Origin of the sequence: Winogradskya humida (assembly GCF_016862215.1) — a bacterium.
Classification (GTDB): Bacteria; Actinomycetota; Actinomycetes; order Mycobacteriales; family Micromonosporaceae; genus Actinoplanes; species Actinoplanes humidus.
This window is the reverse complement of sequence record NZ_BOMN01000089.1, coordinates 1-24510: the sequence shown is the minus strand read 5'-3', so window position 1 is coordinate 24510 and position 24510 is coordinate 1. Positions and strand designations below refer to the sequence as shown.

Here is a 24510-nt window from a genome sequence, read left to right as displayed (position 1 = left end):
GATGGCCCCGCTATTGGCGCACTGTCAACAGCTCGGCGCAGCGGCGCGGATCGTCGGGGAACGGCACGTGCCCGCAGCCGTCCAGGGCCACGTGCCGGGCCCCGGGGAGGAGGTCCCGGGCGCGTCTGGCCTGCGTACGGTAGGGGAGGATGGCATCTCGCGTACCCCACGCGATCGTGACCGGAAGCCCGTCCAGAGCCGGCGGGTGCCAACGGCCCATCGCGTTGCGGGTGGTGACGAAGCCCGGCCACGCACTCAGCGCGCGGGCATCCTCCAGGCAGGTCCGCGGCGCCACCCGCACCGGGTCGCCGAAGAACAACCCGCACAGGACCGACCGACCGGGCCGGGTGTCCAGCAGCCTGGGCAGCAGGGGCCGCAGCGCGATCGCTCCACCACGCGCGGCGGTGACCGCGCTCTGGCACCAGAGCCGCCCGGGCGTACGCCAGAAGCCGATCGGGGAGAAGGCGGTGACCGCGCTGACCAGGCCCCGGCGGGCGAGTTCCAGCGCGATGCCGCCACCGAGCGAGTTGCCGGCGACCTCGGGCCGGTCGATGCCATGCTCCTGGAGGAACCCGGCGACCCGGTCCGCGAACTCACCGACCGTCCCGGGACCCGGCAGGGTCAGCCCGATCACCTCGCGGTGCCGCGACACCTCGGGCACCACCGGCGCCCAGGCCTGCCGGCGACTGCCGAGACCGTGCAGCAGGATGAGCGGGGGACCGTCGCCGCGCCTTTCGTAAGCGATCACGTTGACACTCTGCCAACAGCGGTGTCACGTTGTCCCATGGACCACGACTACGACGTACTGATCGTCGGATCAGGGTTTGGCGGTTCGGTCAGTGCGCTCCGGCTGACCGAGAAGGGTTACCGGGTCGGGGTGCTCGAGGCGGGCCGCCGGTTCGCCGATGATCAGTTCGCGCGCACGTCGTGGCGGTTGCGGCAGTATCTGTGGGCGCCGGCGCTGGGCTGTTACGGGATTCTGCGGCTCACGCTGCTGCGGGATGCGCTCGTGATGTCCGGTGCCGGGGTGGGCGGGGGATCGCTCGGTTATGCGAACACGCTCTACGAGCCGCCGGACGCGTTCTACGCCGATCCGCAGTGGGCGTCGATCGCCGACTGGAAGAGCGAGCTCGCGCCGTTCTACGACCAGGCGTCGCGGATGCTCGGGGTCGTCACTAATCCGCTGGGGACGCGCGCGGACGACGTACTGCGGGAGGTCGCCGAGGATTTGGGGGTCGGAGGGACCTTTCGGCGTACCCCGGTCGGGGTCTATTTCGGACCGCAGGCGGCCGACCCCTTCTTCGGGGGAGCGGGTCCCGCCCGGCAGTCGTGCACCGCGTGCGGCGCGTGCATGACCGGGTGCCGGGTCGGGGCGAAGAACACCCTGGTCAAGAACTATCTCTACCTCGCCGAGGCGGCGGGGGCCGTGGTGCATCCGCTGACCACGGTGACCGAGGTCCGGCCGGGGCCGGGTGAGGGTTACACGGTGCGGACCCGGGCCACCGGCGGGCTGCGCCGGCGTGACCTCACCGCCCGGCAGGTGATCTTCTCCGCCGGGGCGCTCGGCACCCAGCGGCTGTTGCTGCGGATGCGGGACCGGGGGCGGCTGCCGGGCATCTCCGCGCGGCTCGGCGAGCTGAGCCGCACCAACTCCGAGTCCATCCTCGGTGCCCGGTCCCGGCGCCGCGACCACGACTTCAGCCGGGGCATCGCGATCACCTCGTCGATCCACCCGGACCCGGTCACCCACGTCGAGCCGGTCCGCTACGGGCCGGGGAGCAACCTGCTCGCGCTGCTGTCGACCGTGCTCGTCGACGACACCGGTGGCCGGTCCCGCGTGCTGGCCGGGCTGCGTCAGCTGGTGCGGGCGGGTCGTGACCTGCGGCTCTACCTCTCGCCGCGGCGCTGGTCGCAGGAGACGATCGTGCTGCTGGCGATGCAGCCCCTCGACAACTCGATCACGCTGTTCCGCCGGCGGGGGCGGCTGACCAGCCGGCCCGGGGTCGGTGAGCCCAGCCCGGTCTGGGTGCCGGCCGCGCACGACGCCGCCCGGCGGGTCGCGGAGAAGATCGACGGCGTGCCGCTGGGTGCCGCCACCGAGCTGGTCGGACGGCCGGTGACCGGGCACTTCATCGGTGGGTGCGCTATCGGGTCCGATCCGGCGACCGGGGTGGTCGATGCCTACCTGCGCCTGTACGGGCACCGCGGCCTGCACGTCGTCGACGGCTCGGTCCTCGCGGCGAACCCCGGCGTCAACCCGTCGCTGACCATCACCGCGCTCGCCGAACGGGCCATGGCGTACTGGCCGGACGCGAGATCCTCCGATGTATACGCCCGCGGCCCCCGCGTCGCGCCCACCCATCCCGTCGTGCCGCCTGGTTCGCCTGGGGAGTTTAGGCTCCAGGAGTGAATCTTGAAGCGGTCGGTGGGCGCAGGCGGCTCGAACCGGACGTGCGGCGCGGCGAGATCCTCAGCTGCGCGGTCCGGCTGTTCGGCGAGCGCCCGTACGCCGAGGTGTCGGCGACCGACATCGCCCGCGCGGCCGGCGTGGCCCGGGGCCTGATCAACCATTACTTCGGCACCAAGAAGGACCTCTACCTGGAGGTCATCCGGGTGATGGTGACGATCCCCGAGGTTGCCGTCGAGCGGCTGCCCGAGGGTGACCTGGCGACCCGGGTGGACGCCAGCGTCACCTGGTTCCTCGACGTGGTTTCGCGCCACAGCACGTCGTGGCTCGCCGCGATCAACGCGGCCGGGCCGGGCCGGGACGCCGACGTGGACCGGGTGCTGGCGCAGGCCGAGGACGTCGCCGCCGACAGTGTGCTGGTCGCCGTGGGTCTCGCGGATGCGGCCGGGCATCGCGAGGAGCTGCGCGGCATGATCCGCGCCTATGTGGCCCTGGCCCGCGCGACGGCCGGGGAGTGGTTGCAGCGTGGTGTGCTCACCCGCCCGCAGGTGCATCTGCTGCTGGTGACGACGCTGCTGGCGATCGTGGAACGCGTCGTACCCGAGGCTATTGGCAACCTGCCAACAGATTGCTAACGTTCCGCAGCATGACGGCCACCCATGGTGGTGCTGCCACCCTCTGCGCCGCGTTTCAGGCCACCGTCGCCCGGACCCCGGACGCCGTTGCCCTGCGAACCGCCGGCGGCGGCACCACCCTCACCTGGTCCCAGTACGCCGCCCGCGTCCGCGAGATCGCGTCCGGTCTCCGCGCCCTCGGGGTCGGCCCCGGGGACACCGTCGCCCTGCTGCTCACCAACCGCCCCGAGTTCCACCTCGTCGACACCGCCGTCCAGCATCTCGGTGCCGTCCCGTTCTCCTGTTACCACAGCTCGTCGCCCGAGCAGGTCGGCTATCTGCTGACGGCGTCCGGCGCCCGCACGGTGATCACCGAGAGCCGCCTCGCGCCACTGCTGCACGGCCGCGCGCTCGACCACCTCATCTCCGTGGACGGCGCCCCCGGCGTCAGCCTCGACGCCGTGATCGCCGCGGGGGACCCGGACTTCGACCTGGAAGAGGCCGCCGCCCGGATCACCCCCGATCACCTGCTCACGATCGTCTACACCTCCGGCACCACCGGAGCACCCAAGGGCGTGGAGATCACCCACGCGAACATGACCGCGATGTGCCGGATCAGCGCGACGGCGCTCGGCATGGTCGCGGGTGACCGGCTGATCTCGTTCCTGCCGTCGGCCCACATCGCCGACCGCTGGGCCAACCACTACCTGCACAGCTGGTGCGGCACCGAGCTGACCACGCTCGCCGACCCGCGCGAGATCGTCGGGGCGCTGCTCGACGTCCGGCCCACGCTGTTCGGCGCGGTGCCGCAGGTGTGGCAGCGGATCGCGGGTGGCCTGCAGCGACTTCCGCGCGAGGTGCCCGACCCGCTCGCCAGGCTCGGCCTCGACCAGGTACGGCTCGCGATCACGTCAGCAGCCCCGACACCGCCCGCTGTGGTCGCATACTTGACCTCGGCGGGCGTGCCGCTGAGTGAGGGCTGGGGGATGTCGGAGCTGGCCGGAATGGCGACGATGAACCCGCCGGGCGCGGTCCGGCCCGGCACCGTCGGGCTGCCGCTGCCCGGCGTCGAGACCCGGCTCGAGGCGGACGGCGAGCTGCTGGTCCGCGGCCCGATGGTGATGCGCGGATACCGGGACCGGCCCGACGAGACCAGGGCGGTCCTCGACGACGACGGCTGGCTGCACACCGGCGACATCGCGACGGCCGACGCCGACGGGTACCTCACGATCGTCGACCGCAAGAAGGAGCTGCTCATCACCGCGGGCGGCGAGAACATCGCCCCGGCGCCGATCGAGCAGGCGCTCCTGACCCACTGCCCGACGGTGTCGCACGTCGTGGTGGCGGGGGACGGGCGGCCGTACCTGGTCGCGCTCCTGGTGTCGGACTCCGCGCCCGGTGATCTCGAGGCGGGGATCGCCGCCGCGAACGCCACCTTCCCGTCTTTCTCGAGGATCCGTGCCTTCGCTGTCGTGACCGACCAGTGGGACCCGGGAGGCGGCCTGCTGACACCGACCATGAAGGTACGGCGGCGGCCGGTGCTGCGGGCGTACGCCGATCGCATCGAAGCCCTCTACCCGGACGCCTGAATGCCGCGCGTCGCGATCATCGGGGCCGGCTTCGGGGGCATCGCGGCCGCTGCGGCGCTGTTCGAGGCCGGCTTGCGTGACGTGGTGCTGCTGGAAAAGGCGGACCGGCTCGGCGGCGTGTGGCGCGACAACGAGTACCCGGGGTGCGCGTGCGATGTGCCGGCGCCGCTGTACTCGTACTCCTTCGCACCGAACCGGGACTGGTCGCGGCGCTTCCCCCCGCACCAGGAGATCCTGTCCTACCTGCAACGCTGCGCCGACGACCTGGGCATCACCGCGGCGATCCGGTTCGGTACGGAGGTCGAGGCCGCCGCCTGGGACGACGACGCCCACCACTGGCGGCTGCGTCTCGCGGACGGCTCGGAGCTGATCGCCGACGTCCTCGTCCCCGCCGTCGGGCAACTCTCCCGCCCCGCGATCCCGGACCTGCCCGGCGCGGACCGGTTCGCGGGCATCGCGCTGCACACCGCCCGCTGGGATCCGGCTCTTTCCCTTGCCAGCAAAAGGGTCGCGGTGATCGGCACCGGCGCCAGCGCGATCCAGCTCGTCCCCGCGATCGCCGGGACCGCTCGCAGCGTCACGGTTTTCCAGCGCAGCGCGCCCTGGACCCTGCCGAAACCCGACCGCCGCTACGGCGGTCTCCACCGGCGCTTCCCCGCACTCATGCGCCTCGCCCGCGCGGGCACCTGGGCGATGACCGTGTTCACCGGCGCGGCGCTGCTCGGCAACCGCCCGGCGGCCTGGTTCCTGCAGACGGTCTCCGCGGCGCAACGCCGCTGGCAGGTGCGCGATCCCGTGTTGCGGGCACAGGTCACCCCGGCAGAGCCGATGGGCTGCAAACGGGTCCTGTTCACCAGCACCTGGCTTCCCGCGCTCACCCGCCCGGACGTCGACCTGGTCACCACCCCGATCGACACCCTCACCCCGCACGGCGTACGCACGACCGACGGCACCGAGCACCCCTGCGACATCCTCGTCTACGGCACCGGCTTCGCGGCCACCGAATTCCTGGTGCCCCTGGACGTCTCGGGCCGCGGAGGCCGCAAACTCGCCGACGTATGGCGCGACGGCGCTCACGCGTACCTGGGAATGACCGTCCCCGGCTTCCCCAGCCTGTTCCTGATCTACGGCCCCAACACCAACACCGGCAACACCTCGGTCCTCTACTTCCACGAGACCCAGGCCCGCTACCTCACCCAGGCGGTCCGCCGGCTCACCCCTTTGGACGTACGCCCGGAAGTGGCCGATTCCTACGACGAGGAGCTCCAGCGCCGCCTCGCGGGCAGCGTCTGGACGGCGTGCCGCAGCTGGTACCGCACCGCAACCGGCCGCGTCGTCACCAACTGGCCCGGCTCGGCCGCCGAATACCGCCGCCGCGCCGTCTTCCGGCGCACCGATTTCCGTTGAGGACACCATGGGACCCCTGCACGGACTGAAAGTCCTCGAACTCGCCGGCATCGGCCCCGGCCCGTTCGCCGCGATGCTCCTCGCCGACCTCGGCGCCGACGTCGTCCGCGTGGACCGCCCCGGCCGCCCGTCACCCCTCGAGGTCGACCCCCGCCACGACCTGCTCAACCGCGGCAAACGCTCCCTGCGCGCCGACCTGAAGAACGCCGAGGACCGCGAACTCGTCCTCTCCCTGGCCGGGAAGGCGGACGCCCTGATCGAAGGCTTCCGCCCCGGCGTCGCCGAACGTCTCGGCGTCGGCCCGAAACCCGCGATGGCCCGCAACCCGGCCCTCGTCTACGGCCGGATGACCGGCTGGGGCCAGGACGGCCCCCTCGCGGGAACGGCCGGCCACGACATCACCTACCTCGCCCTCAGCGGCGCCCTGCACACCATCGGCCGCGCGGGCGGACCGCCCCAGGTCCCGGTCAACCTGCTCGGCGACTTCGCCGGCGGCTCCCTCTATCTCGTCGTAGGCCTGCTCGCCGCCCTGCGCGAAGCCGCCCGGACCGGCTGCGGCCAGATCGTCGACGCCGCGGTCGTCGACGGAGCCACCCACCTCACCACCCTGCTGTACGGCCTCGAAGCAGCCGGCTCCTGGACGGACGAGCGCGGCGTCAACCTCCTCGACACCGGCGCACCCTTCTACGACGTCTACGCGGCCGCAGGCGGCGGCTACCTCGCCGTCGGCGCCCTGGAACCCCAGTTCTACGCCGAGTTCATCCGCCTGCTCGGCGTCCCCGGACCCCTGCCCCGCCAGCACGACCGGGCACGCTGGCCGGAGCTGCGAACCCGCATCGCCGAAGCGTTCCTGACCCGCACCCGCGACGACTGGGCCACCGTCTTCGAAGGCACCGACGCCTGCGTCACCCCGGTCCTGTCCCGCACCGAAGCGTCCCAGCACCCCCACATGGTCCGCCGCGCCACCATCGAACACCGCCGCGGCACCGCCCAGCCCGCCCCGGCCCCCCGATTCTCCGAAACCCCGCCCGCCCCACCCGGCCCGCCCGCCCTCCCCGGCGAACACACCGACAAAGTCATCACCGACTGGCTCGGCTGACCCTGATCACAGGCCGGCCTCGGTGAGCAGGCGGGTCATTTCGGCGATCGGGAGCGACGGATTGGCGGCGGCGTCCTCACCCACGTGCTCGTCGGCCAGCAGGGTGATCAGCGACGCGACGGGCAGGTTCGGGTGGCGGCCGATCTCGCGGCGGACGGTGATGTCCGGGTCGGCGGCCAGCCGGGCGGCGAGCTCGGGTGGCAGGTCCGGGTCGCGGGGTGCGAGGCGGCGCATGCGAGGGTCGGTGTCGCTCGCGAGGCGGCGCAGAACCTCCGGCGGGAACGTGACGAGGTCGGCCGGGCGCCACTCCGTCCGTTTCTCCGGCTGGAACGTGCGGTCGATACGTTCCGCGGTGGCGACGTCGACCAGGTGCGGCGCCGTCCCGGCCATGGTCGTGCGCACGATGCTCTGCTCGTCGGCGAGCAGTTGCGCCACCGCGCCGGGCGGAAGTTCCGGGCTCCGGGCCGCGGAGACGCGGAAACAGACGTAGGGCGATGACAGGTGGGGCAGGGGGTCCGCGGTGACCCAGGGCAGGCTGAGCTCCTCCAGTTCGCCGGCGGCCATGGTGGCCTCGACGCGATGGAGAAGGGCGTCGTCGTCCAGGTCCAGGTCCAGGTCGATCGGGCCGGACCGGTCGGTGACCCAGGAGTGGATGGCCTGACGCATCGGGCCGGGGGTGTCGGCGCGGGCGAAGACCCCGATCCGTACGGCCGGATGGGGATCATCCGCCAGCCGCGCCCGGACCTGCGGGGGAAGTCCGGGGTGTTCCGCCACCTGACGGCGCACCTGCTCGTCCGGATCGCCGGCCAACTCCTCACGGAACGTCGCGTGCCGGACCGCGCCCGCCCGGGTGAGCGGATCGGCGAGCAGCGCCTCGACCAGGTCCGCGGGCGGCACAGGGTACGGCCGCCGGGCGTAGTAGAGAGCGCACGCGTGGGCCCGGACCTCGCCGGACGGATCGGTCAGCAGGATCCGCCGCACGTCCTCCGGCGCCCGCGTCCACCACCGGGCGAGCACGGCGCGCACCTCGGGCGCCGGGTCATGAGCCAGGCGTGCGCGCAGCTCGGCGGGCATCCTGTCGTTCTTGGCAAGCTCCTCGCGAACCCTCGGCTCCGGGTCGTCGACCAGCCGGGAAAACAGCTCACGGCTCGCCGGGTCCAGGCCCTCGGGCAGCCGGCCGGGCGGCTTGCGGATTGCCGGGGCCGGGCCGTCGGACAGGTTGCGGATTGCCGGGGGCGGGCCGTGGGGCAGGGTGCGGATCGCCAGGGGCGGGCCGGGGGACAGTTTTCGGGTGACGTCGCGGGCGAGGCCGGTGCGGACGCTGGGGTCCGGGTGGGCGGTGAGGCGGAGGCGGACGGCTGGGAGCACGTGGGGATTGCGGGCCAGGGAGAACAGGAGCCGCTCGTCGTCCGTGGCGATGATGGCATCGATCAGGGTGGCGGTCAGGTCCGGGCGGCCGGCGAGCTCGCCGCGGCCGCCTCGGTGTGCCAGGAGCCGGCGCGCGAGGGCTTCCGGGAGGGCGGGGTTCCCGGCGAGACCGTCCAGGGTGGGCATTCGACCAGCATGGCGTACCCGATCAAACGAAATGTCTGCTCAGTGCATTCCCCGGGCTCGGCTTGCGCGGCCCTGGCTTTACCAGGCTCGGCCCTGGCTCTACCCGGCTCGGCCCTGGCTCTACCCGGTTAGGACCGCGCCGCCCGTCGCGTCGATGTCCTGGCCGGTGAGCCAGCGGGCGTCCGGGGACACCACCATGGCCACGAGGTCGGCGACGTCGGCGGGCTGCCCGATCCGGTTCATCGGGGAGTACGCCGCCGCGCGTTGCTGCGCCTGCGGATCGTCGCGTAGCCAGCCGGCATTCGCGTCGGTGTCGATGACCCCGGGCGACACGGAATTCACCGTGATCCCACGGCCGCCGACCGCCTGGGCCAGGGTGAACGAGAACGTGTCGAGAGCGCCCTTGGTCATCGAATACGCGAGGATCCCCGGCGACGCCACCCGCGTCACCCCGGACGAGATGTTCACGATGCGGCCGTGGTCACGCATCCGGTCCAGGCCCGCGCGGACGAGGAAGAACGGCGCCTTGACGTTGACCGCGAAGATCTCGTCGAACTGCTCCGGGGTGATCTCGGCGAGGCCGGGGGAGTGCGGGATGCCGGCGTTGTTCACCAGGATGTCCAGGCCGGGGACGGCGCCGAGCTCTGCCAGCCCCCGATCGAAGCCCGCCCACAGCCGCTCGGCGTCACCGGGCTCGCCCAGCCGCGCCGCGACCGGGAACGCGGCACCGCCGGCGGCACGGATCTGCGCGACGGTCTGCTCGGCGCCGGCCCGGCTGCTGCCGTAGTGCACGCCGACCAGTGCGCCGTCCGCCGCCAGCCGCACGGCGATCGCCCGGCCGATGCCCCGGCCCGCCCCCGTGACCAGTGCGGTCTTTCCCTCCAGCATGCCCATGGAATCCCTTTCCGTAGCGACCACTATGGAATGAGACCGTAGTAGCACTTCCGTAGTGCGCGCTATAGAATGCTGGGGTGACACCGACCCTGGGACGACCGCGCGGCTTCGACCGGGAGGCGGCATTGCGCGCGGCCCTGATGACATTCTGGGAGCACGGCTTCGACGCGGCCTCCGTCGCCCGGCTCACGGGGGCGATGGGCATCACCCCACCCAGCCTGTACGCCGCGTTCGGTGACAAGAAGGCGCTCTTCCGCGAGGTTGTCGCCCTTTATCAGGTGACGTGGGGCGCCTATTTCGGCGACGCCCTCGACGAGGAACCGACGGCATACGGCGGGATCGCGCTGGCCCTGCACCGTGCCGCCGCCGCGTTCACCGCCGACGCCCACCCGCGCGGCTGCCTGGTCATCAGCAGCGCCGTCCACTGCTCGCCCGACGCGGCCGACATCGCCGACGAACTGCGCGACATCCGCAACGGCAATCTGCTGTCGATTGAGGAGCGGTTACGCGCGGACGGCGAGCCGGCACCCGCGACCCGGGCGCGTTACGCGGGAACGATCCTCCAGGGGATGTCCCAGCAGGCCCGCGACGGCGCGACCCGGGCCGAGCTGGAAGCGGTCGCCGCACTCGCCTGGCCGCCCGGCTCGCTCGTCTAGTCCTGCCCGCTCGGCCCTGCTCGCGCCGCTCGGCCTGCTCGCGCGCGACCGGACTCGGCCCTGCTCGTGCCGCTCGGCCTGCTCGCGCGCGACCGGAAAGCTCTCAGAAGGGGAACTGTTTCGGGCGTTGCTGGAGGGTGATCCAGCGGAGGTCGGTGAAGGCCTCTACGCCGGCGCGGCCCCCGAAACGGCCATAACCCGATTCGCCGACGCCGCCGAACGGGGCGGTCGGGTCGTCGTCGACGGACTGGTCGTTGACGTGGGCGATGCCGGTGCGCAGGCGGCGGGCGACGCGGAGGCCGCGGGCGAGGTCGCGGGTCAGGATGCCGGCGGTCAGGCCGTACGGGCTGTCGTTGGCGACCGACACCGCTTCGTCCTCGTCCGCGACGGTGAGGACCGTGCACACCGGGCCGAACAGTTCCTCGGTGTGGATGCGCATCGACGGTGTTACGCCGGCGACCACGGTGGCGGGATAGTGGGCACCTGTGGGCGTACCGCCGCCTGCAAGGATCCTGGCGCCCTGGGCCGCGGCCTCGTCGACCAGACCGGCCACGCGCCCGGCTGCCGCGGGGTTGATCAACGGCCCGATCACCGTGTGCGGATCGGCCGGGTCGCCGGACGGCAGGCCTTTCGCCTTCTCCGCGAGCCGCGCCGCGAACTCGTCCGCGACCGCGCGGTGCACCAGGACACGGTCGGCGGACATGCAGATCTGACCCGAGTTGAGGTAGGCGCCGAACGCGACGGCGTTGACCGCGTATTCCAGGTCCGCGTCGTCGAGGACGAGCACCGCGTTCTTGCCGCCCAGCTCCAGGACCGCGGGCTTGAGGTGGTGCGCGGCGAGCTCACCGATGCGGCGGCCGACCCTGGTCGAACCGGTGAAGTTCACCCGGCGTACCCGGGGATCGGAGATCAAGGTCTCGGCGACGGCTGCGGCATCTGCCGGGTCGTTCGTGATGACGTTGAGTACGCCCGGAGCCAAGCCGGCATCACGCAACAGATCCGCCAGGAACAGCGCGCAGGCCAGGGGCGCATCCTCGCTGGCCTTGACCACCACCGTGTTACCGGCCGCCAGCGGTGCGGCGATCGCCCGCGCGCCGAGGATGAGCGGCGCGTTCCAGGGCGCGAACGCCGCGACCACCCCGGCCGGTTGCCGGATCGCGAGCGACAGCGCGTCGGGGTTGTCGCCGGCGAGAACCTCACCGATCGGCAGGGTGGTCAGCGCGGCGGCCTCCCGCAGCATCGACGAGGCCAGGCCCACGTTGAACATCGACCAGCCGAGCGTACCGCCGGTCTCGCTCGCCATCAGCGCGGCGGCGTCGGCGGCGCGTTCCTCGAGGAGGTCACCGGCGCGGTTCAGGATCTTGCGGCGATGCGCGGGCGGGGCCTCGGACCAGCCGGGGAACGCTGAGGCTGCGGCGTCGACGGCGCGGGTGACATCGGCCGGTCCCGCGGCGGCCACGTGCGCGATGACCTGGCCGGTGTGCGGGTTGCGGTCCTCGGTGGTGCGCCCGTCGGCGGCCGGGACGTCCTCGCCGCCGATGAGCAGTGCCCTATCCATCACGCCACCTCCGCTGTTCGCTATGCGAACGTGTGTTCGCCGCGCAACACGCCGGAAACGGTAATGCGGTGATGTCCATTTGTCGAGAGAGCGGGCTTGCGAGAGGGCGGCCCGGTCGTACCCGCCGACAGCGAGCTCGGGTACGGCCGGGCCGCGTCCTGCGGCGCTCAGACGTCGAGCGCGGCCTCGATGCGTTTGAGCTGGTGGCGGGCCATCGCGAGGTTGGCCCGGGTCTTGGTGAGCGCCAGGTACAGGAACAGGCCCTCCCCGGAGCGGCCCTTCAGCGGGCGGATCATGTGGTACTGGTTGTCCAGCGTGATCAGGATGTCCTCGATCTGCTCACGGATGCCGAGCATCTCCATGGCCCGCAACTTCGACCGCACCACATCGGTGTTGCCCGCCGCGGCCACGGCGAGGTCGAAGTCCTTGCTGCCGCCGGCGATACCCAGCGCCATCCCACTGGTGTAATCCACGAGCGCGACGCCGATCGCGCCGTCGATCTGCATCGCGTCTTTGAGGGCGACGTCCATCTCGGGCATGTGCGAGTACCTCCACCGGTCTGTTCTGTTCTTGTTTATGAACGACCATCACGTTGGAGATGAGCATCGGGCTGAACGCGACCGATCGGTCGCACTGGATGTGCGACCGATCGGCATGGCATACGTGACCCTGGTCGGTTTGCCCGCTTAGCGCCAGGTGTCGGCCCATGTCGCGGAGCAGGGCGTGGCAGAGGGCGTGGTCCGCGTACGGTTCGGGTCGCTCTCCCAGACCACCGTGGAGCCCTCCTTCTTGATGTACTTGTACTGCACCGCGGTGTTTCCGGGCAGCGTCACGGTCGCCTTCCACACCGGGTAGGCCGCCGACGACAGCGCCACGGCGCTCGCGGGGTCCCAGTTGCCGAGCGCCGCGGTGTTCCCGGTGACGAAGACGTTCTGGCCGAACGTGGTCGTGGTGTTCGACTCGAACGCGATCGCCGCGGTGGTGCACCCGGTCGGGGGGTTGGTCGATCCGCTTCCCCGCGCGTTGATGTGCAGCGCCAGCGCCGCGCTGGCCGCCACGGTCGCCGTGAACTGCCCGCTGCTGTCCACCGTGTACGCCGTACCCGTGCAAGCACCGTTGGTGAAGTCACCGGCCATCACGTCGCAGTAGGTGCCGGCGGGCAGCGAGGTCTGGAACGTGCGGCTGAGCGCCGATCCGGACCGGTTGAACGCCACATACGCCGCGCTGCCCCGCCCGAACGCGATCTGGTTGGACCCGTTGCTCCACCAGTTGCTCACCGCGGTGCCGGTCGCCGCGTTGCGCAGCGCCACCATGTTCGCCGTGGTGCGCGCCCGGTGCTCGCACTGCCAGCCGTTGCCACAGCTCACGGCGGAGGTGGTGCCGTTGCTCGCGGCGGGCGGCCCGGCATCATTGTTGGAGAAGGTGAAGCTCGACATCACCTGAGGTACGCCGTACGGGTACGCGATCATGAAAGCCTCACTCAGCGCGTAGCTCGTGCCGTCCTTGTAGGTCAGCTTCGCCCGGCCGTTGCGCTGCGTGTCATGGTTGTCGATGAAAGCCACCGCGTCACCGCTGCCCAGCCGCATCGACCCCGCCAGGTTGTTCAGGTTCGACAGGTTGCCATCCTTGAACGCGGTCCCCACCACATCGCCGTAACGGAATTCCGTCACATCGCCGATCCCCGTGTACTCCTCCGGCGTCGGCTCACCCGACCCACCCTCGATGACCTCCGAGAACACATACGGATCCCCGTTCACCGGGTCGAGAAACGCGGCCATATCAGCGGCCGGCATGTGCTTCGCGGCATCAACCCGGAAACCGTCCACCCCCAGACCCACCAGATCATTGAGGTACGCCGTGAGCTTCCCCCGCACGTACGACGACTCGGTCTTCAGGTCGGAAAGATCAACCAGCTCGCAGTTCTGAACCTCCCACCGGTCCCCGTAGTTCGCGATGTCATCGTTCCCGTTGCGCCCACAATGATGGAAGTCGTCCGTCCCGTAAGCCACCGACGGGTACGCATAATGGCTGTACGCCGAGCCACCGCTCCCCGTACCCGAAGAAGCCCCACCGGCCATGTGGTTGACAACCGCGTCCACATAGATCTTCACGCCCGCCGCGTGGCACGTCGACACCATGCTCGCAAACGCATTCCGGTCACCCCGCCGCGTCGAAAGCTGGTAACTCACCGGCTGATAGTCCTGCCACCACGGATAACCCTGGCCCGGCAGCACCACATGCTCCTGAGGCGGCGACACCTGCACCCCACCGAACCCCTTAGGGCCCAGCACCGAGGTGCACTCATTCGCCACCGACGACCACGGCCACTCAAAGAGATGAACGATCACATCTTTGGCACCGGGCGACGCCGGCGACGCCTCGGAAGCCGTCGCATTGATTACGCCGACGGCAAATCCGGTAGCCGCGATGAGCGCGGTCGCCGCGGCAGCCAACAACTTACGGGTACGCATGGGGAGCCTCCTGGGGACGGGGTTCCTGGTCCTTGCCCGGTTTCTGGGGGACCGGGCTGAACCTGGGGCGAGGGGGACGGGACTGATCTCGGCGCCGGTGGCGGCTGGACTTGAGCCTGGCGCTAGTGGTGGCGGGGCTTGGGCTTGGCCCGACGGTGGCTGGGCTTGAGCTTGGGCTTGGGCCGACGGTGGCGGGGCTTGGGCTTGGGCTGACGGTGGCTGGGCTTGAGCTTGGCGCCGGTGGCAGCCGGGCCTTAGCTCGGCGCTTGTGGCAACCGGGCTGCGCTTGGCACCAACGGTGGCCGGGCTGAGCTTGGTGGTGGTGGCCGGGCTGAGCTTGGTGGTAGTGGTGGCTGGACTGAGCTTGGCGCCCAGTAATGGCCTGGGCTGAGCTTCGTGCGACTGAGGATCGGACTGAACTTCTTGCGCAGGGGACCGGCTGAAACTTCTTGCGCAAGTCCCCGAAAAGTTATCAAGGTGTTTCCGCCCGGTAAAGCGACGCCGCTCGATGTCACGGCGGTGTTTGTCCTGTATGTCGCCCCGAATTTGCAGGAAGCTTTGCTAACTACTCGCGTCCGTCGCCCATGGCCGCTGGTCGGGCGTCTGCCCGCCACCCGCAGCACCCGCAAGAACTTTCAAAGATCAACTTAACAATTCCCGCCCGGCATACCCGAACACGATCGCCCCCGGCAACCCCTGATCCAGGCCCATCCGCATCTCAGCGTGCACCGTGAACCCCGCGTCGCGCATCCACGCCGCCACCCGCTCCGGCCGCCGCCGATGAACATGAACCTTCATCGGATGCCCGCCATACCCCTGCGTCTTCACCCTCGACCCGTCCCCGACATGAAACCCGACCATGATCGGCCCCCCATCCCGCACCACCCGCCGGAACTGCCGAAACACCCCAGGAACCCCCTCATCCGGAACATGAATCAACGACCAGAACGCCACCACCCCCGCCACCGACCCATCCCCCAAAGCAAGCTCCGTCATAGACCCCACCTCAAACCGAACCCCCGGATTCTCCCGCCGAGCCACCTCCACCATCCCCGGCGAAAGATCAACCCCAAAAGCCTCAACCCCAAGCCCCCGCAAGTACGCCGTCACATGCCCCGGCCCACACCCCACATCAGCCACAGCCCCGCCACCAGCACTACCAACCTGCCCAGCAAACAGTCCCAACGCCGCCCGCAGAAACGGCTGCCCCTCCAACGCCCTGCCCACCAGCTCCGCGTAGCTCTCCGCAACCGTGTCGTAGGAAGCGCGAGTATCCGCCAGCCACTCATCCCCATCCATGGTCGGCCACATTAGACCCTCCCCTCTCCGCCCTGGCCCCGCCGAGTGCCACCTCCGCACCGGGGGCGGGGGCTGATATCGGCAGTCATGCAGCCCGGCGGGCTATTGACGCAACCGCTGCCCGCTGCCCGCTGCCCTCGACACCCAGCCAATCGGTGTCACCGCCGCCGACACCACTGCCATCGCCATCGCCATCACCATCAGCGTCGCGCAACGGTCGTCGTCGTCGCAGCCAACATCGCTGTCGCTGTTGCTGTCGCAGTCAGCGTCGCGCAACGGTCGCCATCGCCATCGCCGCCGCCATCGCCGCCGCCGCCGCCGCCGTCGCCGTCGCCGTCGCCGTCGCCGTCATCGTCGCCACCGGCGTCGCTGTCGCTGTCGCTGTCGCGCAGACTTTCCCAGTCCGCCAGGAGGCCTCGGCGCTGTTCGCGCATGGTGTTCGCGGCCTTGTGCGTTCTTGTGCTCGGCGATGTTCTGCGTAGTTGTGCATGCCCGCGCGTAGCGGATTTGCGGTCTGGCGCAGGAATGATGTGCAGCAAGGCTTTACGACGGTGCCTGAGTCGGCGCCCGGCTGGTTTTGCTTCTCATTCTGTCGTCGTGCGCTGAGGCGATCACGGGGCGGCGGTCACGGGGCGGCGGTCACGCGGCGGGTGATTTCGGAGGCACTGCCCGGTCTCGTGGTGCTCAGGCTATGGAGGAGGCGACGCTTTCGGTTCCGCGTCCGGCGCTTTCCGTGGCGTGGCCGGTTGGTTCCGTGTCGTGGGCGGTGCGCTCGGCGGTGCGCCTGGCGGGTTCGATGTCGTGGGTGGGGCTGTCTGTGAGGCGCCTGGTGGGCTCCGCGTCGTGGGTGGGGCTGTCTGTGAGGCGCCTGGTCGGCTCCGCGTTGTGGGTGGGGCCGTCTGTTGGGTGCCTCGCGGGATCCGCGTTGTGGGCGGTGCGCTCGGTGGGACGGCCGGATGGTTCCGCGTCAGGGGTGGTGCTGTCTGTAGGGCGGCTGGGTTTTGATGTGGTGCGGCCGGCTTTGTTGATGGCTGTTGAGCCGCGGACCACCAGCTCCGGCGAGAATACGTACTCGGAGCGGGGGGCTCCGTGGCCGTTGATCTCGTCGACGAGCTGGCGGATCGCGGCGTTGCCCATGGCGGCTACCGGTTGGCGCAGGGTTGTCAGGGGTGGGTCGGTGAAGGCGATCAGGGGCGAGTCGTCGAACCCGACCACCGAGACGTCCCGGGGCACGGACAGGCTGCGGCGGCGGGCCGCTCGGATCGCGCCCAGGGCCATCAGGTCGGAGCCGCAGACGATGGCCGTTGCCCCGCGGGCGATGAGTTGCCCGGCTGCCACCTCGCCGCCCTCCACCCCGAAGAGGGTGAGCGCTACGAGATCGTCCAGCTCCTTGTCTCGTACGCCCAATTCTCGGCGCATCGCCGTGCGGTAGCCCTCGAGTTTTCGCTGCACGTTGAGGAACCGGTGGGGGCCGGAGACGAACCCGATCCGTTCGTGGCCCAGCGCGACGAGATGGTTGACCGCCAGCTCGCCGGCGAGCCGGTCGTCGCAGGAGATGAAGGGGGCGTCGAGGCCGTCGGCGTACCCGTTGATCAGCACGATGGGCAGTGGCCGGTCCACCAGGCGGCGGTAGCGGTCGTGGTCGGCCGTCGTGTCGGCGTGCAGCCCGGAGACGAAGACGATGCCGGAGACCTGACGGTCGAGCAGCATCTCGACATACTCGTCCTCGGTGACGCCGCCGGGGGTCTGCGTGCAGAGCACCGGGGTGAAGCCCGACTGCGACAGCGCTGACTCGATGGTCTGCGCGAAAGCCGGGAAAATCGGATTCTCCAGCTCGGGCACGACCAGGCCGACGAGCCCGGCACTGCGTTTGCGCAGCCGCTCCGGCCGCTCGTAGCCGAGGACGTCGAGCGCCGTGAGCACCGCCTGACGGGTGTCGGCGGACACGCCGGGCCGGTCGTTGAGCACCCGCGACACCGTCGCCTCGCTGACCTCGGCCTGGCGCGCGATGTCAGAGAGTCGTGCGCGCATGGGCGTCACTGTAGACCCTGGAACTTTTTGCGGAAGCCATGCAAACACTTCCATGGATCGAAACACCTTGCTCCGGCCCACCAGAGCCTGGCCCCAGCAGGCGAGGACGGCGATCAAGGCTGTTGCGAATATCCCGGTCGTGACCCACTCGATTTTTGTCATGGGTTCAGCCTTGCGTCTCCCCTAAGGGGAGACGCAAGGCTCATGGCATGTCAGTTGAAATTGGCCGGGTGAGGCCCGGTCCTCAAGTTCCGCTCCAGGCCGTTGACCTGGGCCAACTCGTCCTCGGTCAGGGTGAAGTCGAAGACCGCGAGGTTCTCCCTGATCCGCGAGGGCGTCACCGACTTCGGGATCGCGATCCGGCCCTGCTGCAGGTGCCAGCGGAGCACGATCTGTGCCGGGCTGCGGCCGTGTGCGGCGGCGATGGCCGTGATCACCGGCTCCTTCAGGACGGCTGCCTGGGCGAGCGGGCTCCATGCCTCGGTCGCGATTCCCAGGGCGGCGTTCGCCTCCTGGATGTCGCGCTGCTGCAGGGCCGGGTGCAGCTCGACCTGGTTCACGGCCGGGATGACGCCGCCGAGTTCGGCGAGGCGGCGCAGGTGCTCGGGCAGGAAGTTGGAGACCCCGATCGCCCGCACCCGCCCGTCCGCGTAGAGCTTGGTGAGCGCTCGCCACGATTCCACGTAACGGTCCTGGACCGGGGTCGGCCAGTGGATCAGGTAGAGGTCGAGATAGTCGAGGCCGAGACGGTCGAGGCTCGCGTCGAAGGCGTGCAGGGTCGAGTCGTGGCCCTGGTCGCTGTTCCACAACTTGGTGGTGATGAACAGCTCCGAGCGGGGCACGCCGCTCGCCTTCAGCGCGTCGCCGACCCCGGCCTCGTTGCGATACACGGCAGCGGTGTCGATGTGGCGGTAACCGGCGCCGAGGGCGGTGGTGACGGCCTCGGCGGTCTCCGGTGGCGGCACCTGGAAGACGCCGAAACCGAGCTGCGGGATGTCGATGCCGTTGTTGAGCAGCAAAGCGGAGCCTTTCATGAGACTGCGGGGGACAGGCCTCGGGAGCGGGCCGAGGTGTATGCGAAGGCCATGACGACAAGCCCGGCGAGGGTAATAACGGCTCCGGCCCACAGCGGTGATGTGTATCCGAGGCCGGCCGTGATGGTGGCGCCGCCGGCCCAGGCGCCGAAAGCGTTGCCGAGATTGAAGGCGGCGATGTTCGCACCCGAGGCGAGCGTGGGTGCCTCGTCGGCCCAGTGCATGACCCGGGTCTGCAGGGCCGGCACCGTTGCGAATCCGAATCCGCCCATCAGCACCAGGGCCACGATGGTCGCCGGTCGGCTCGAGGCGGTCAGGGCGAAGGCGGCGAGCACCACGGTCAGACCGGCCAGCACCGCCAGCAGGGTGCCGTCGACCGAACGGTCGGCGAGCCGGCCGCCGATCAGGTTGCCGACGAAGAGTCCGGCGCCGAAGAGGACGAGGAGCCAGGGCACGGCTCCAGCGGAGAAACCAGAAACTTCCGTGAGGGTGTACGCGATGTAGGTGAACGCGCCGAACATGCCCCCGAACCCGAGAACCGTCACCAGCACCGACAACCAGACCTGCCCCGAGCGGAAGGCGCGCAGCTCATGGCGTACACCGGAAGAAGGTGGAGCGGCTACGGCCGGGACCATCGCGAGAATGCCGAACCATGCGATCACGCCGACCGCGGTGATCGCCCAGAATGTGGAGCGCCAGCCGAACTGCTGACCGAGCAGCGTGCCGAACGGGACCCCGAGCACGTTGGCCACGGTCAGGCCGGTGAACATGAGGGCCACGGCGCCGGCCCGGCGTTGCGGGGCGACCAGTCCCGCGGCGACCACCGCACCGATGCCGAAGAAGGCGCCGTGGCAGAGCGCCGCGATGATCCGGCCCACAAGCATGACGCCGTAGGTGGGCGCGATCGCGGAGACCAGATTGCCGGCGATGAAGAGCGCGAGCAGTCCGAGCAGTACGGGTTTGCGGGGGAGCCGGGTGGTGGCCGCGGTCAGGCCGAGCGCCCCGGCCACCACCGCCAGGGCATATCCGCTGATCAACCAGCCTGCGGTGGCCTCGCTGACGGTGAAGTCGGCAGCGACCTGGGGCAGCAGGCCCGCGATCACGAACTCCGTGAGCCCGATGCCGAACGCTCCGACGGCCAGAGCGAGCAAGCCGAGCGGCATGGGGTGACCCCTCTCGTTAAGATAGTTGCAGACGCGGCATACCGAAGAGTTGCACGCGCCGATATACCGCGCAAGCAACTATCGGGTGGGAGAGAGGAGCGCCACAGTGGGAATCGCCGACGACGCCGTGGAGGTGCGCGCCCAGGGCTGGCGGCTGCTGGCGGCCCTGCACGGGCATCTGGAGACCGCACTCGAGAAGGCGCTGACCAGCGCCGTGTCCCTCTCGGTGGTGGAATACACGGTGATGGACGCGCTGCGCCGCCAGGACGGCTGGCACATGCGGATGCAGCAGCTCAGCCGGGCCGCGGCGCTCAGCGCCAGCGCCACCACCCGGCTCGTCAACCGGCTGGAGGACCGTGGCCTGCTGACCCGGGTGCTCTGCGCCGACGACCGGCGTGGCGTCTACACCGAGCTGACGCCGGCGGGGCACGCCCTGTTGACCGAGGCCACGCCGGTGCACGACACGGCGCTCGCCGAGGCGTTGAACGAGGCCGAGCGGCTTCCCGAGCTGGCCGACCTGGTGGATCAGGTGCGAGGCGCCGCCAAGGTGTAGCCCGTCCGCCGGCGGTCACCCTCGAGGTCCCGGGCGGACATCGAAATGTTTCACTCGCCGTGGCGTGTCCCCGCACGTGGCCGATCCCGGTTGCCGTGGATACTCATGGCCTCCGACCTCAGACCCAGGGGGATTTCACCATGGCCGATAGGCCGCCGCGCTTCCGATCATGGACGTTGCGCAGCCGCGTCATGGCACTGTGTGGCGCCCTGGGTTTTCTGCTGGCCGCCCTCGGTGTTGCGGCGGTCGTGATCGCCTCCGACAGCAACGACCGCATCGACGTTCTCACCAACAAGACCGGGCCGATGCGGACCGCCGGGCAGTCGCTGGACGCGGCCTTCGTGGATCAGGAGACAGGCGTACGAGGCTTCCTGCTCAGCGGTGAGGAGGAGAACCTCGCACCGTACGACCGGGGGCGGGCCGCCGAGACTCAACTGATCGACCAGATCACCAGGCTCAACACCTCCGGCGACTCCGACGCGTCGATCGATGCCGACCTCGCCCTCGTCCGCGAGCGCGCTGCCGAATGGCGCTCGGCCATCGCTGACCCGGCGATCGCCGCGGTGCGGAGCGGTGGTCCGGCGGCCGGTCAGGCGGTGAACGGGGCATCCAGCACCGCGCAGTTCGACGCCGTCCGAGCCTCGGTCGCGCATCTGCAGAGTGACATCGCCGTCGTCCGCAACGCCGCGGTACAGGCGGCCAAGCAGACCGGCAGCACCCTCGTCGCGCTGGAGATCATCGCTGCGGCCGCGGTCATCGTCGCCGGAGCGGCGCTGATGCTGCTGCTCGATCGCCTGGTCAACCGGCCGGTCCTCGCGCTCGCCGCCCAGATCCGCGCCGTGGCGGCCGGTGACTACGACCGTGACATCGCGGGTCGCGGCGCTCCGGAGCTGCTGCGGCTCGCTCAGGACGTGGACGCCATGCGCCGCAAGATCGCGTCGGAGCTGCGCGAGGTGCAGGAGGCCCGGGCCCAGATCGAGTGGGGAAATGCCCAGCTCAAGGTGCAGGCCGAGGAGCTGACCCGGTCCAACCGCGACCTCGAGCAGTTCGCGTACGTCGCCTCGCACGACCTGCAGGAGCCGTTGCGCAAGGTGGCGAGCTTCTGCCAGCTGTTGCAGCGGCGCTACTCGGGCCAGCTGGACGCGCGGGCAGACCAGTACATCGCGTTCGCCGTCGACGGTGCGGAACGCATGCAGCGGCTGATCAACGACCTGCTGGCGTTCTCCCGCATCGGTCGGCTCACGGCGGGATTCACCCAGGTCGACCTGGACCGTGTGCTGACCGTGGTGCGTTCACAACTCGGGGAACGCGGGGGTCCGGACGCCGAGATCACCTGGGCTGACCTCCCCGCCGTGCGAGGTGAGGAACCTCTGCTCACCACGCTCTTCATGAACCTGGTCGGCAACTCCCTCAAGTTCCGCCGCCCCGACGTCCCACCCAAGATCCACGTGACGGCCGAGCGCGCCGGTGATGAATGGCGCCTGCACGTCCGCGACAACGGCATCGGCATCGAAGCCGAATTCGCCGACAAGATCTTCGTCATCTTCCAGCGCCTCCACCCTCGCGAGAGCTACGAGGGCACCGGCATCGGCCTCGCCATCGTCAAGAAGATCGTCGAATACCACGGCGGTGCCATCACCCTGGACACCGAGGCGACCGAGGGCACGGCCTTCACCATCACCCTCCCTATCCCGAAGCCCGACCCCGGCACGGAGCCGGGCGGGGGATCGGGTGCCAGGGAGGACTGCGTGTCTGCGGTTGTCCCGGATTCTGGAGCAGAAGCCACATCCGTTCCCGATGCAGGAAGCGGAGCGGGGGAAGCGCCGGATCAGAGGCCGGAGGCGGAGCAGAGATGACTCAGCAGAGATGACTCAGCAGAGATGACTCAGCAGAGATGACTCAGCGAATTGATCCAGCCGAGATGACTCAGCCGCTCGACGCACTCCGAGCCGAATGCGCGGCGCTGAGCGCAGCGATGTTCACCGTTACGGCTGACGACTGGACACGACCGACCGGCTGCCCGCCCTGGGATGTCGCCGGGCTTCTCGGCCATGTGGATGTCATTCTTGCGTGGCTCCCGGGGATGCTCGGGACCACGGGCCCATCGCCGGGTGCGGGCGGCAATCGAAGCCGCGCCCGGGATGCCGACGCCGCACCTCCGCTGCCGGAAGACGGTGGCGGAGCACCCGGAAAATCCCGGGAAGGCGTTTCCGCGGTGGGGTATTACCGGGCGGATGAACGGTTCTCTGTAGCGACCAGTGCGAAGCGGATCGAGCTGGGGCAGGGACGCGTCGGCTCGGCGGGCATCGATGCGTTGCCGGCGGTGTTCGAGCGGACGTGGCGGCAGGTCGTACGGCTCTGCGAGCACGAGCCGGAGGACCGGGTCGTGGTGACCCGGCACGGTGATTCGATGCTGCTGAGCGACTTCCTCGCGACGCGGGTTGTCGAGGTCGGGGTGCACGGGCTCGACCTGGCGGCCGCACTGGACCGGGATGCGTGGCTGACACCGGCGGCGTCCGAGCTGCTCGTGGGGCTTTTCGGGCCGGACCTCGTGGCGGGGCGCGACGACCTCACCTTTATCCGGACTGCCACGGGGCGGCTTCCGCTTGCGACCGGCGAGCTGCCCGGGCCGAACTGGCCGTTTCTCGGGTAACCGTGGATGCCCCGGTAACCGTGGATGCCCCGGGGCCGAAGAAGAGTCCAGCGCCTTCCGCGAACGTGGCGGCCAGGGTGATCTTGCGGAACTCGTCATCTGCGGGGCCCGGCCGGCGACTGGGTCCTGATCCGCATGTGGCGCGGTTTCGTTCTGACGTCGGGGGAGCGGGGGTGTTGCGGTGATCGAGGCGCTGCGGGTGCGGGATTTCCGGTTGTTGTGGGTGGCTCGGTTCGTGAGTCTGCTCGGGACGTGGTTGCTGGTTGTGGGGGTTCCTGCTCAGGTATTTGAGCTGACCGGGTCGGTGGCGGCTACGGGGTTCACCGTTGCCGTTCAGTTTCTGCCGCCGGTGGTGCTCGGGCCGTTTGCCGGGGTGCTGGCCGATCGGTGGGACCGGCGGCGGGTCATGATCGGGGCGGACCTGCTGCGGGGCGGAGCCGTGGTGTTGCTTCTGCTGGCGCGGGAGCCCGGGGATGTCTGGCTGGTTTATGTGGCGTTGCTCGTGGAGAGCGTCGGCACTGTGGTGTTCCGCCCTGCCGCGCAGGCGCACACGCCGGCGGTGGTGGGTACGGGGACGGCGTTGAGCAGCGCGAACTCGTTGAACGCGGTGAGTGATGGCATTGTGCGGCTCGTCGGGGCGCCGGCGGGTGGGGTGCTGTTCGCCTGGGCGGGGTTCGAATTGCTCGTGTGGCTCGATGCGGTGACCTACGTGGTGTCCGCTGTTGCTGTCCTGATGACGGCCCGTCTTGTTGCGCCTGCCACCCGTCGGGCCCGGGGTGGCATTCGGGAGGGGCTTCGGTTTCTCTTCGCCGAACCTACTGCTCGGGCCCTGCTGCTCGTGACGACGGTGTTTCTGGGTGCCAACGCGGTGCTGAGTGCGCTGCTTGTCCCGTACGGGATGACTGTCCTGGGTGGTAGTGCCGCGACCGGGCTGGTGATGTCGGCTCTGGGGGTGGGGTTTCTGCTCGGTGCGCCGCTGATCCGGGTGCTGGTCGAGAGGGTCGCGCCGGGGTGGCTGCTCGGCGGAGCGCTCGGGGTGACCGGGTGCGGGTTCGTGTTGTTCTTCTCCGGTGGGGCGACCGGGCTGGTTGTCGTGGTTGTGGCTGCGGTTCTGATCGGGGTGGCGGGGTCCACGGCTCTTGGCGTTACCCAGACGACGCTGCAACGGGTTACGCCGGATGAGGTGCTCGGGCGGACGAGCGCTGCGATGTTCACCGGGGAGGCGGCTGCCACGTTCGCGGGGGCGCTCGCCGGGCCGGGGCTTGCGGCGGCGTTGTCGGTGAGCAAAGCGGCCTACATCGCCGGTGGGGCTACTGCCGCGGCGGGCGTACTCGCCGTGGTGCTGATCCCGAGGCGGCCGGCGGAGGCCGCCCACGTTGACGAGCCCGGCCACCCCGCGAAACGGGGCCGGTCGGCGATGCCGGGAGAACCCGCGAATCCTGGCCCGCGGGCGAATCCCGGCGGGCCCCCAATTCCCGGCGGGCCCCCAATTCCCGGCGGGCTCGCGAATCCCGGCGGGCCCCCAATT

General features: G+C 70.3%; 20 protein-coding genes and 1 pseudogene. 10 read left to right on the top strand and 11 right to left on the bottom strand.

The window, feature by feature from the left end:
* Nucleotides 1-10 precede the first annotated feature (10 nt).
* Nucleotides 11-748 carry an alpha/beta fold hydrolase gene (locus Ahu01nite_RS31880; protein ID WP_239159303.1) on the bottom strand — a complete coding sequence of 246 codons (738 nt, stop codon included), beginning with the start codon at nucleotides 746-748 and terminating at the stop codon, nucleotides 11-13.
* A 36-nt stretch (nucleotides 749-784) separates the two neighbouring features.
* Here Ahu01nite_RS31880 and Ahu01nite_RS31875 point away from each other — a divergent pair, with 36 nt between their 5' ends.
* From Ahu01nite_RS31875 to Ahu01nite_RS31855, 5 genes are read left to right on the top strand one after another with little or no spacing between them, the layout of a single operon-like run.
* Nucleotides 785-2410, top strand: coding sequence for an FAD-dependent oxidoreductase (locus Ahu01nite_RS31875; RefSeq protein ID WP_203840396.1), 1626 nt, complete (start codon nucleotides 785-787; stop codon nucleotides 2408-2410).
* On the top strand, nucleotides 2407-3042 hold the full coding sequence (locus tag Ahu01nite_RS31870; protein WP_203840395.1) for a TetR/AcrR family transcriptional regulator: 636 nt from the start codon (nucleotides 2407-2409) through the stop codon (nucleotides 3040-3042). The genes Ahu01nite_RS31875 and Ahu01nite_RS31870 overlap by 4 nt, the downstream gene beginning before the upstream one ends.
* A gap of 11 nt (nucleotides 3043-3053) precedes the next feature.
* A complete protein-coding gene (locus Ahu01nite_RS31865; protein ID WP_203840394.1) occupies nucleotides 3054-4610 on the top strand; it encodes an AMP-dependent synthetase/ligase in 1557 nt (518 codons plus the stop codon).
* Nucleotides 4611-6017 carry a flavin-containing monooxygenase gene (locus Ahu01nite_RS31860; RefSeq protein ID WP_203840393.1) on the top strand — a complete coding sequence of 469 codons (1407 nt, stop codon included), beginning with the start codon at nucleotides 4611-4613 and terminating at the stop codon, nucleotides 6015-6017.
* A gap of 7 nt (nucleotides 6018-6024) precedes the next feature.
* Nucleotides 6025-7116 (top strand): CaiB/BaiF CoA transferase family protein, encoded by a 1092-nt coding sequence (locus Ahu01nite_RS31855; protein WP_203840392.1) that lies wholly within the window; start codon nucleotides 6025-6027, stop codon nucleotides 7114-7116.
* Between the two features lie 6 nt (nucleotides 7117-7122).
* Here the strand turns inward: Ahu01nite_RS31855 and Ahu01nite_RS31850 are convergent, their stop codons facing one another.
* Together Ahu01nite_RS31850 and Ahu01nite_RS31845 are read right to left on the bottom strand one after the other, a co-directional pair.
* Nucleotides 7123-8670, bottom strand: a complete 1548-nt coding sequence (locus Ahu01nite_RS31850) for a hypothetical protein (RefSeq protein ID WP_203840391.1) — start codon at nucleotides 8668-8670, stop codon at nucleotides 7123-7125.
* Nucleotides 8671-8790: 120 nt separating this feature from the next.
* Nucleotides 8791-9564 carry an SDR family oxidoreductase gene (locus Ahu01nite_RS31845; protein ID WP_203840390.1) on the bottom strand — a complete coding sequence of 258 codons (774 nt, stop codon included), beginning with the start codon at nucleotides 9562-9564 and terminating at the stop codon, nucleotides 8791-8793.
* A gap of 77 nt (nucleotides 9565-9641) precedes the next feature.
* Between Ahu01nite_RS31845 and Ahu01nite_RS31840 the strand changes: the two genes are divergently transcribed.
* Nucleotides 9642-10220: a TetR/AcrR family transcriptional regulator gene (locus Ahu01nite_RS31840; RefSeq protein WP_203840389.1), complete on the top strand. Its 579-nt coding sequence runs from the start codon at nucleotides 9642-9644 to the stop codon at nucleotides 10218-10220.
* Nucleotides 10221-10323: 103 nt separating this feature from the next.
* Here the strand turns inward: Ahu01nite_RS31840 and Ahu01nite_RS31835 are convergent, their stop codons facing one another.
* The 8 genes and pseudogenes from Ahu01nite_RS31835 to Ahu01nite_RS31800 all read right to left on the bottom strand — a co-directional run bounded on the left by Ahu01nite_RS31835 (nucleotide 10324) and on the right by Ahu01nite_RS31800 (nucleotide 19776).
* Complete coding sequence (locus Ahu01nite_RS31835; RefSeq protein ID WP_203840388.1) at nucleotides 10324-11778, bottom strand: aldehyde dehydrogenase family protein; 1455 nt, start codon at nucleotides 11776-11778, stop codon at nucleotides 10324-10326.
* Between the two features lie 167 nt (nucleotides 11779-11945).
* The gene (locus Ahu01nite_RS31830) at nucleotides 11946-12317 is read right to left on the bottom strand and encodes a hypothetical protein (RefSeq protein WP_203840387.1); all 372 of its coding nucleotides are present in this window, start codon (nucleotides 12315-12317) and stop codon (nucleotides 11946-11948) included.
* 147 nt (nucleotides 12318-12464) lie between these two features.
* On the bottom strand, nucleotides 12465-14249 hold the full coding sequence (locus tag Ahu01nite_RS31825; protein WP_203840386.1) for a carbohydrate-binding module family 20 domain-containing protein: 1785 nt from the start codon (nucleotides 14247-14249) through the stop codon (nucleotides 12465-12467).
* A 642-nt stretch (nucleotides 14250-14891) separates the two neighbouring features.
* Nucleotides 14892-15548 (bottom strand): class I SAM-dependent DNA methyltransferase, encoded by a 657-nt coding sequence (locus tag Ahu01nite_RS31820; protein ID WP_203840385.1) that lies wholly within the window; start codon nucleotides 15546-15548, stop codon nucleotides 14892-14894.
* A gap of 200 nt (nucleotides 15549-15748) precedes the next feature.
* The gene (locus Ahu01nite_RS31815; protein ID WP_203840384.1) at nucleotides 15749-16087 is read right to left on the bottom strand and encodes a hypothetical protein; all 339 of its coding nucleotides are present in this window, start codon (nucleotides 16085-16087) and stop codon (nucleotides 15749-15751) included.
* Nucleotides 16088-16565: 478 nt separating this feature from the next.
* Nucleotides 16566-17579: pseudogene (locus tag Ahu01nite_RS31810) on the bottom strand (LacI family DNA-binding transcriptional regulator); the annotation flags it as partial.
* Nucleotides 17580-17791: 212 nt separating this feature from the next.
* Entirely contained in the window at nucleotides 17792-18613 is an 822-nt protein-coding gene (locus Ahu01nite_RS31805; protein WP_203840383.1) for an aldo/keto reductase, read from the bottom strand.
* Nucleotides 18610-19776, bottom strand: coding sequence for an MFS transporter (locus Ahu01nite_RS31800; protein WP_203840382.1), 1167 nt, complete (start codon nucleotides 19774-19776; stop codon nucleotides 18610-18612). The genes Ahu01nite_RS31805 and Ahu01nite_RS31800 overlap by 4 nt, the downstream gene beginning before the upstream one ends.
* Before the next feature lie 106 nt (nucleotides 19777-19882).
* Here Ahu01nite_RS31800 and Ahu01nite_RS31795 point away from each other — a divergent pair, with 106 nt between their 5' ends.
* From Ahu01nite_RS31795 to Ahu01nite_RS31780, 4 genes are all read left to right on the top strand, one after another.
* Nucleotides 19883-20329 carry a MarR family winged helix-turn-helix transcriptional regulator gene (locus Ahu01nite_RS31795; RefSeq protein ID WP_203840381.1) on the top strand — a complete coding sequence of 149 codons (447 nt, stop codon included), beginning with the start codon at nucleotides 19883-19885 and terminating at the stop codon, nucleotides 20327-20329.
* 140 nt (nucleotides 20330-20469) lie between these two features.
* Nucleotides 20470-22185, top strand: coding sequence for a sensor histidine kinase (locus Ahu01nite_RS31790; protein ID WP_239159302.1), 1716 nt, complete (start codon nucleotides 20470-20472; stop codon nucleotides 22183-22185).
* Between the two features lie 65 nt (nucleotides 22186-22250).
* Nucleotides 22251-22982 (top strand): maleylpyruvate isomerase N-terminal domain-containing protein, encoded by a 732-nt coding sequence (locus Ahu01nite_RS31785; protein WP_239159301.1) that lies wholly within the window; start codon nucleotides 22251-22253, stop codon nucleotides 22980-22982.
* Between the two features lie 181 nt (nucleotides 22983-23163).
* A partial coding sequence (locus Ahu01nite_RS31780) for an MFS transporter (protein ID WP_203840379.1) occupies nucleotides 23164-24510 on the top strand: 1347 nt, incomplete at its 3' end.

Excerpts from the sequence above, each read along its gene's own strand:
- Ahu01nite_RS31865 (WP_203840394.1), top strand. The coding sequence starts at position 3,054 with ATGACGGCCACCCATGGTGGTGCTGCCACCCTCTGCGCCGCGTTTCAG.
- Ahu01nite_RS31785 (WP_239159301.1), top strand. The coding sequence starts at position 22,251 with ATGACTCAGCCGCTCGACGCACTCCGAGCCGAATGCGCGGCGCTGAGC.
- Ahu01nite_RS31790 (WP_239159302.1), top strand. The coding sequence starts at position 20,470 with ATGGCCGATAGGCCGCCGCGCTTCCGATCATGGACGTTGCGCAGCCGC.
- Ahu01nite_RS31825 (WP_203840386.1), bottom strand. The coding sequence starts at position 14,249 with ATGCGTACCCGTAAGTTGTTGGCTGCCGCGGCGACCGCGCTCATCGCG.
- Ahu01nite_RS31875 (WP_203840396.1), top strand. The coding sequence starts at position 785 with ATGGACCACGACTACGACGTACTGATCGTCGGATCAGGGTTTGGCGGT.
- Ahu01nite_RS31835 (WP_203840388.1), bottom strand. The coding sequence starts at position 11,778 with ATGGATAGGGCACTGCTCATCGGCGGCGAGGACGTCCCGGCCGCCGAC.
- Ahu01nite_RS31845 (WP_203840390.1), bottom strand. The coding sequence starts at position 9,564 with ATGGGCATGCTGGAGGGAAAGACCGCACTGGTCACGGGGGCGGGCCGG.
- Ahu01nite_RS31855 (WP_203840392.1), top strand. The coding sequence starts at position 6,025 with ATGGGACCCCTGCACGGACTGAAAGTCCTCGAACTCGCCGGCATCGGC.
- Ahu01nite_RS31850 (WP_203840391.1), bottom strand. The coding sequence starts at position 8,670 with ATGCCCACCCTGGACGGTCTCGCCGGGAACCCCGCCCTCCCGGAAGCC.
- Ahu01nite_RS31800 (WP_203840382.1), bottom strand. The coding sequence starts at position 19,776 with ATGCCGCTCGGCTTGCTCGCTCTGGCCGTCGGAGCGTTCGGCATCGGG.
- Ahu01nite_RS31805 (WP_203840383.1), bottom strand. The coding sequence starts at position 18,613 with ATGAAAGGCTCCGCTTTGCTGCTCAACAACGGCATCGACATCCCGCAG.
- Ahu01nite_RS31830 (WP_203840387.1), bottom strand. The coding sequence starts at position 12,317 with ATGCCCGAGATGGACGTCGCCCTCAAAGACGCGATGCAGATCGACGGC.
- Ahu01nite_RS31860 (WP_203840393.1), top strand. The coding sequence starts at position 4,611 with ATGCCGCGCGTCGCGATCATCGGGGCCGGCTTCGGGGGCATCGCGGCC.
- Ahu01nite_RS31820 (WP_203840385.1), bottom strand. The coding sequence starts at position 15,548 with ATGGATGGGGATGAGTGGCTGGCGGATACTCGCGCTTCCTACGACACG.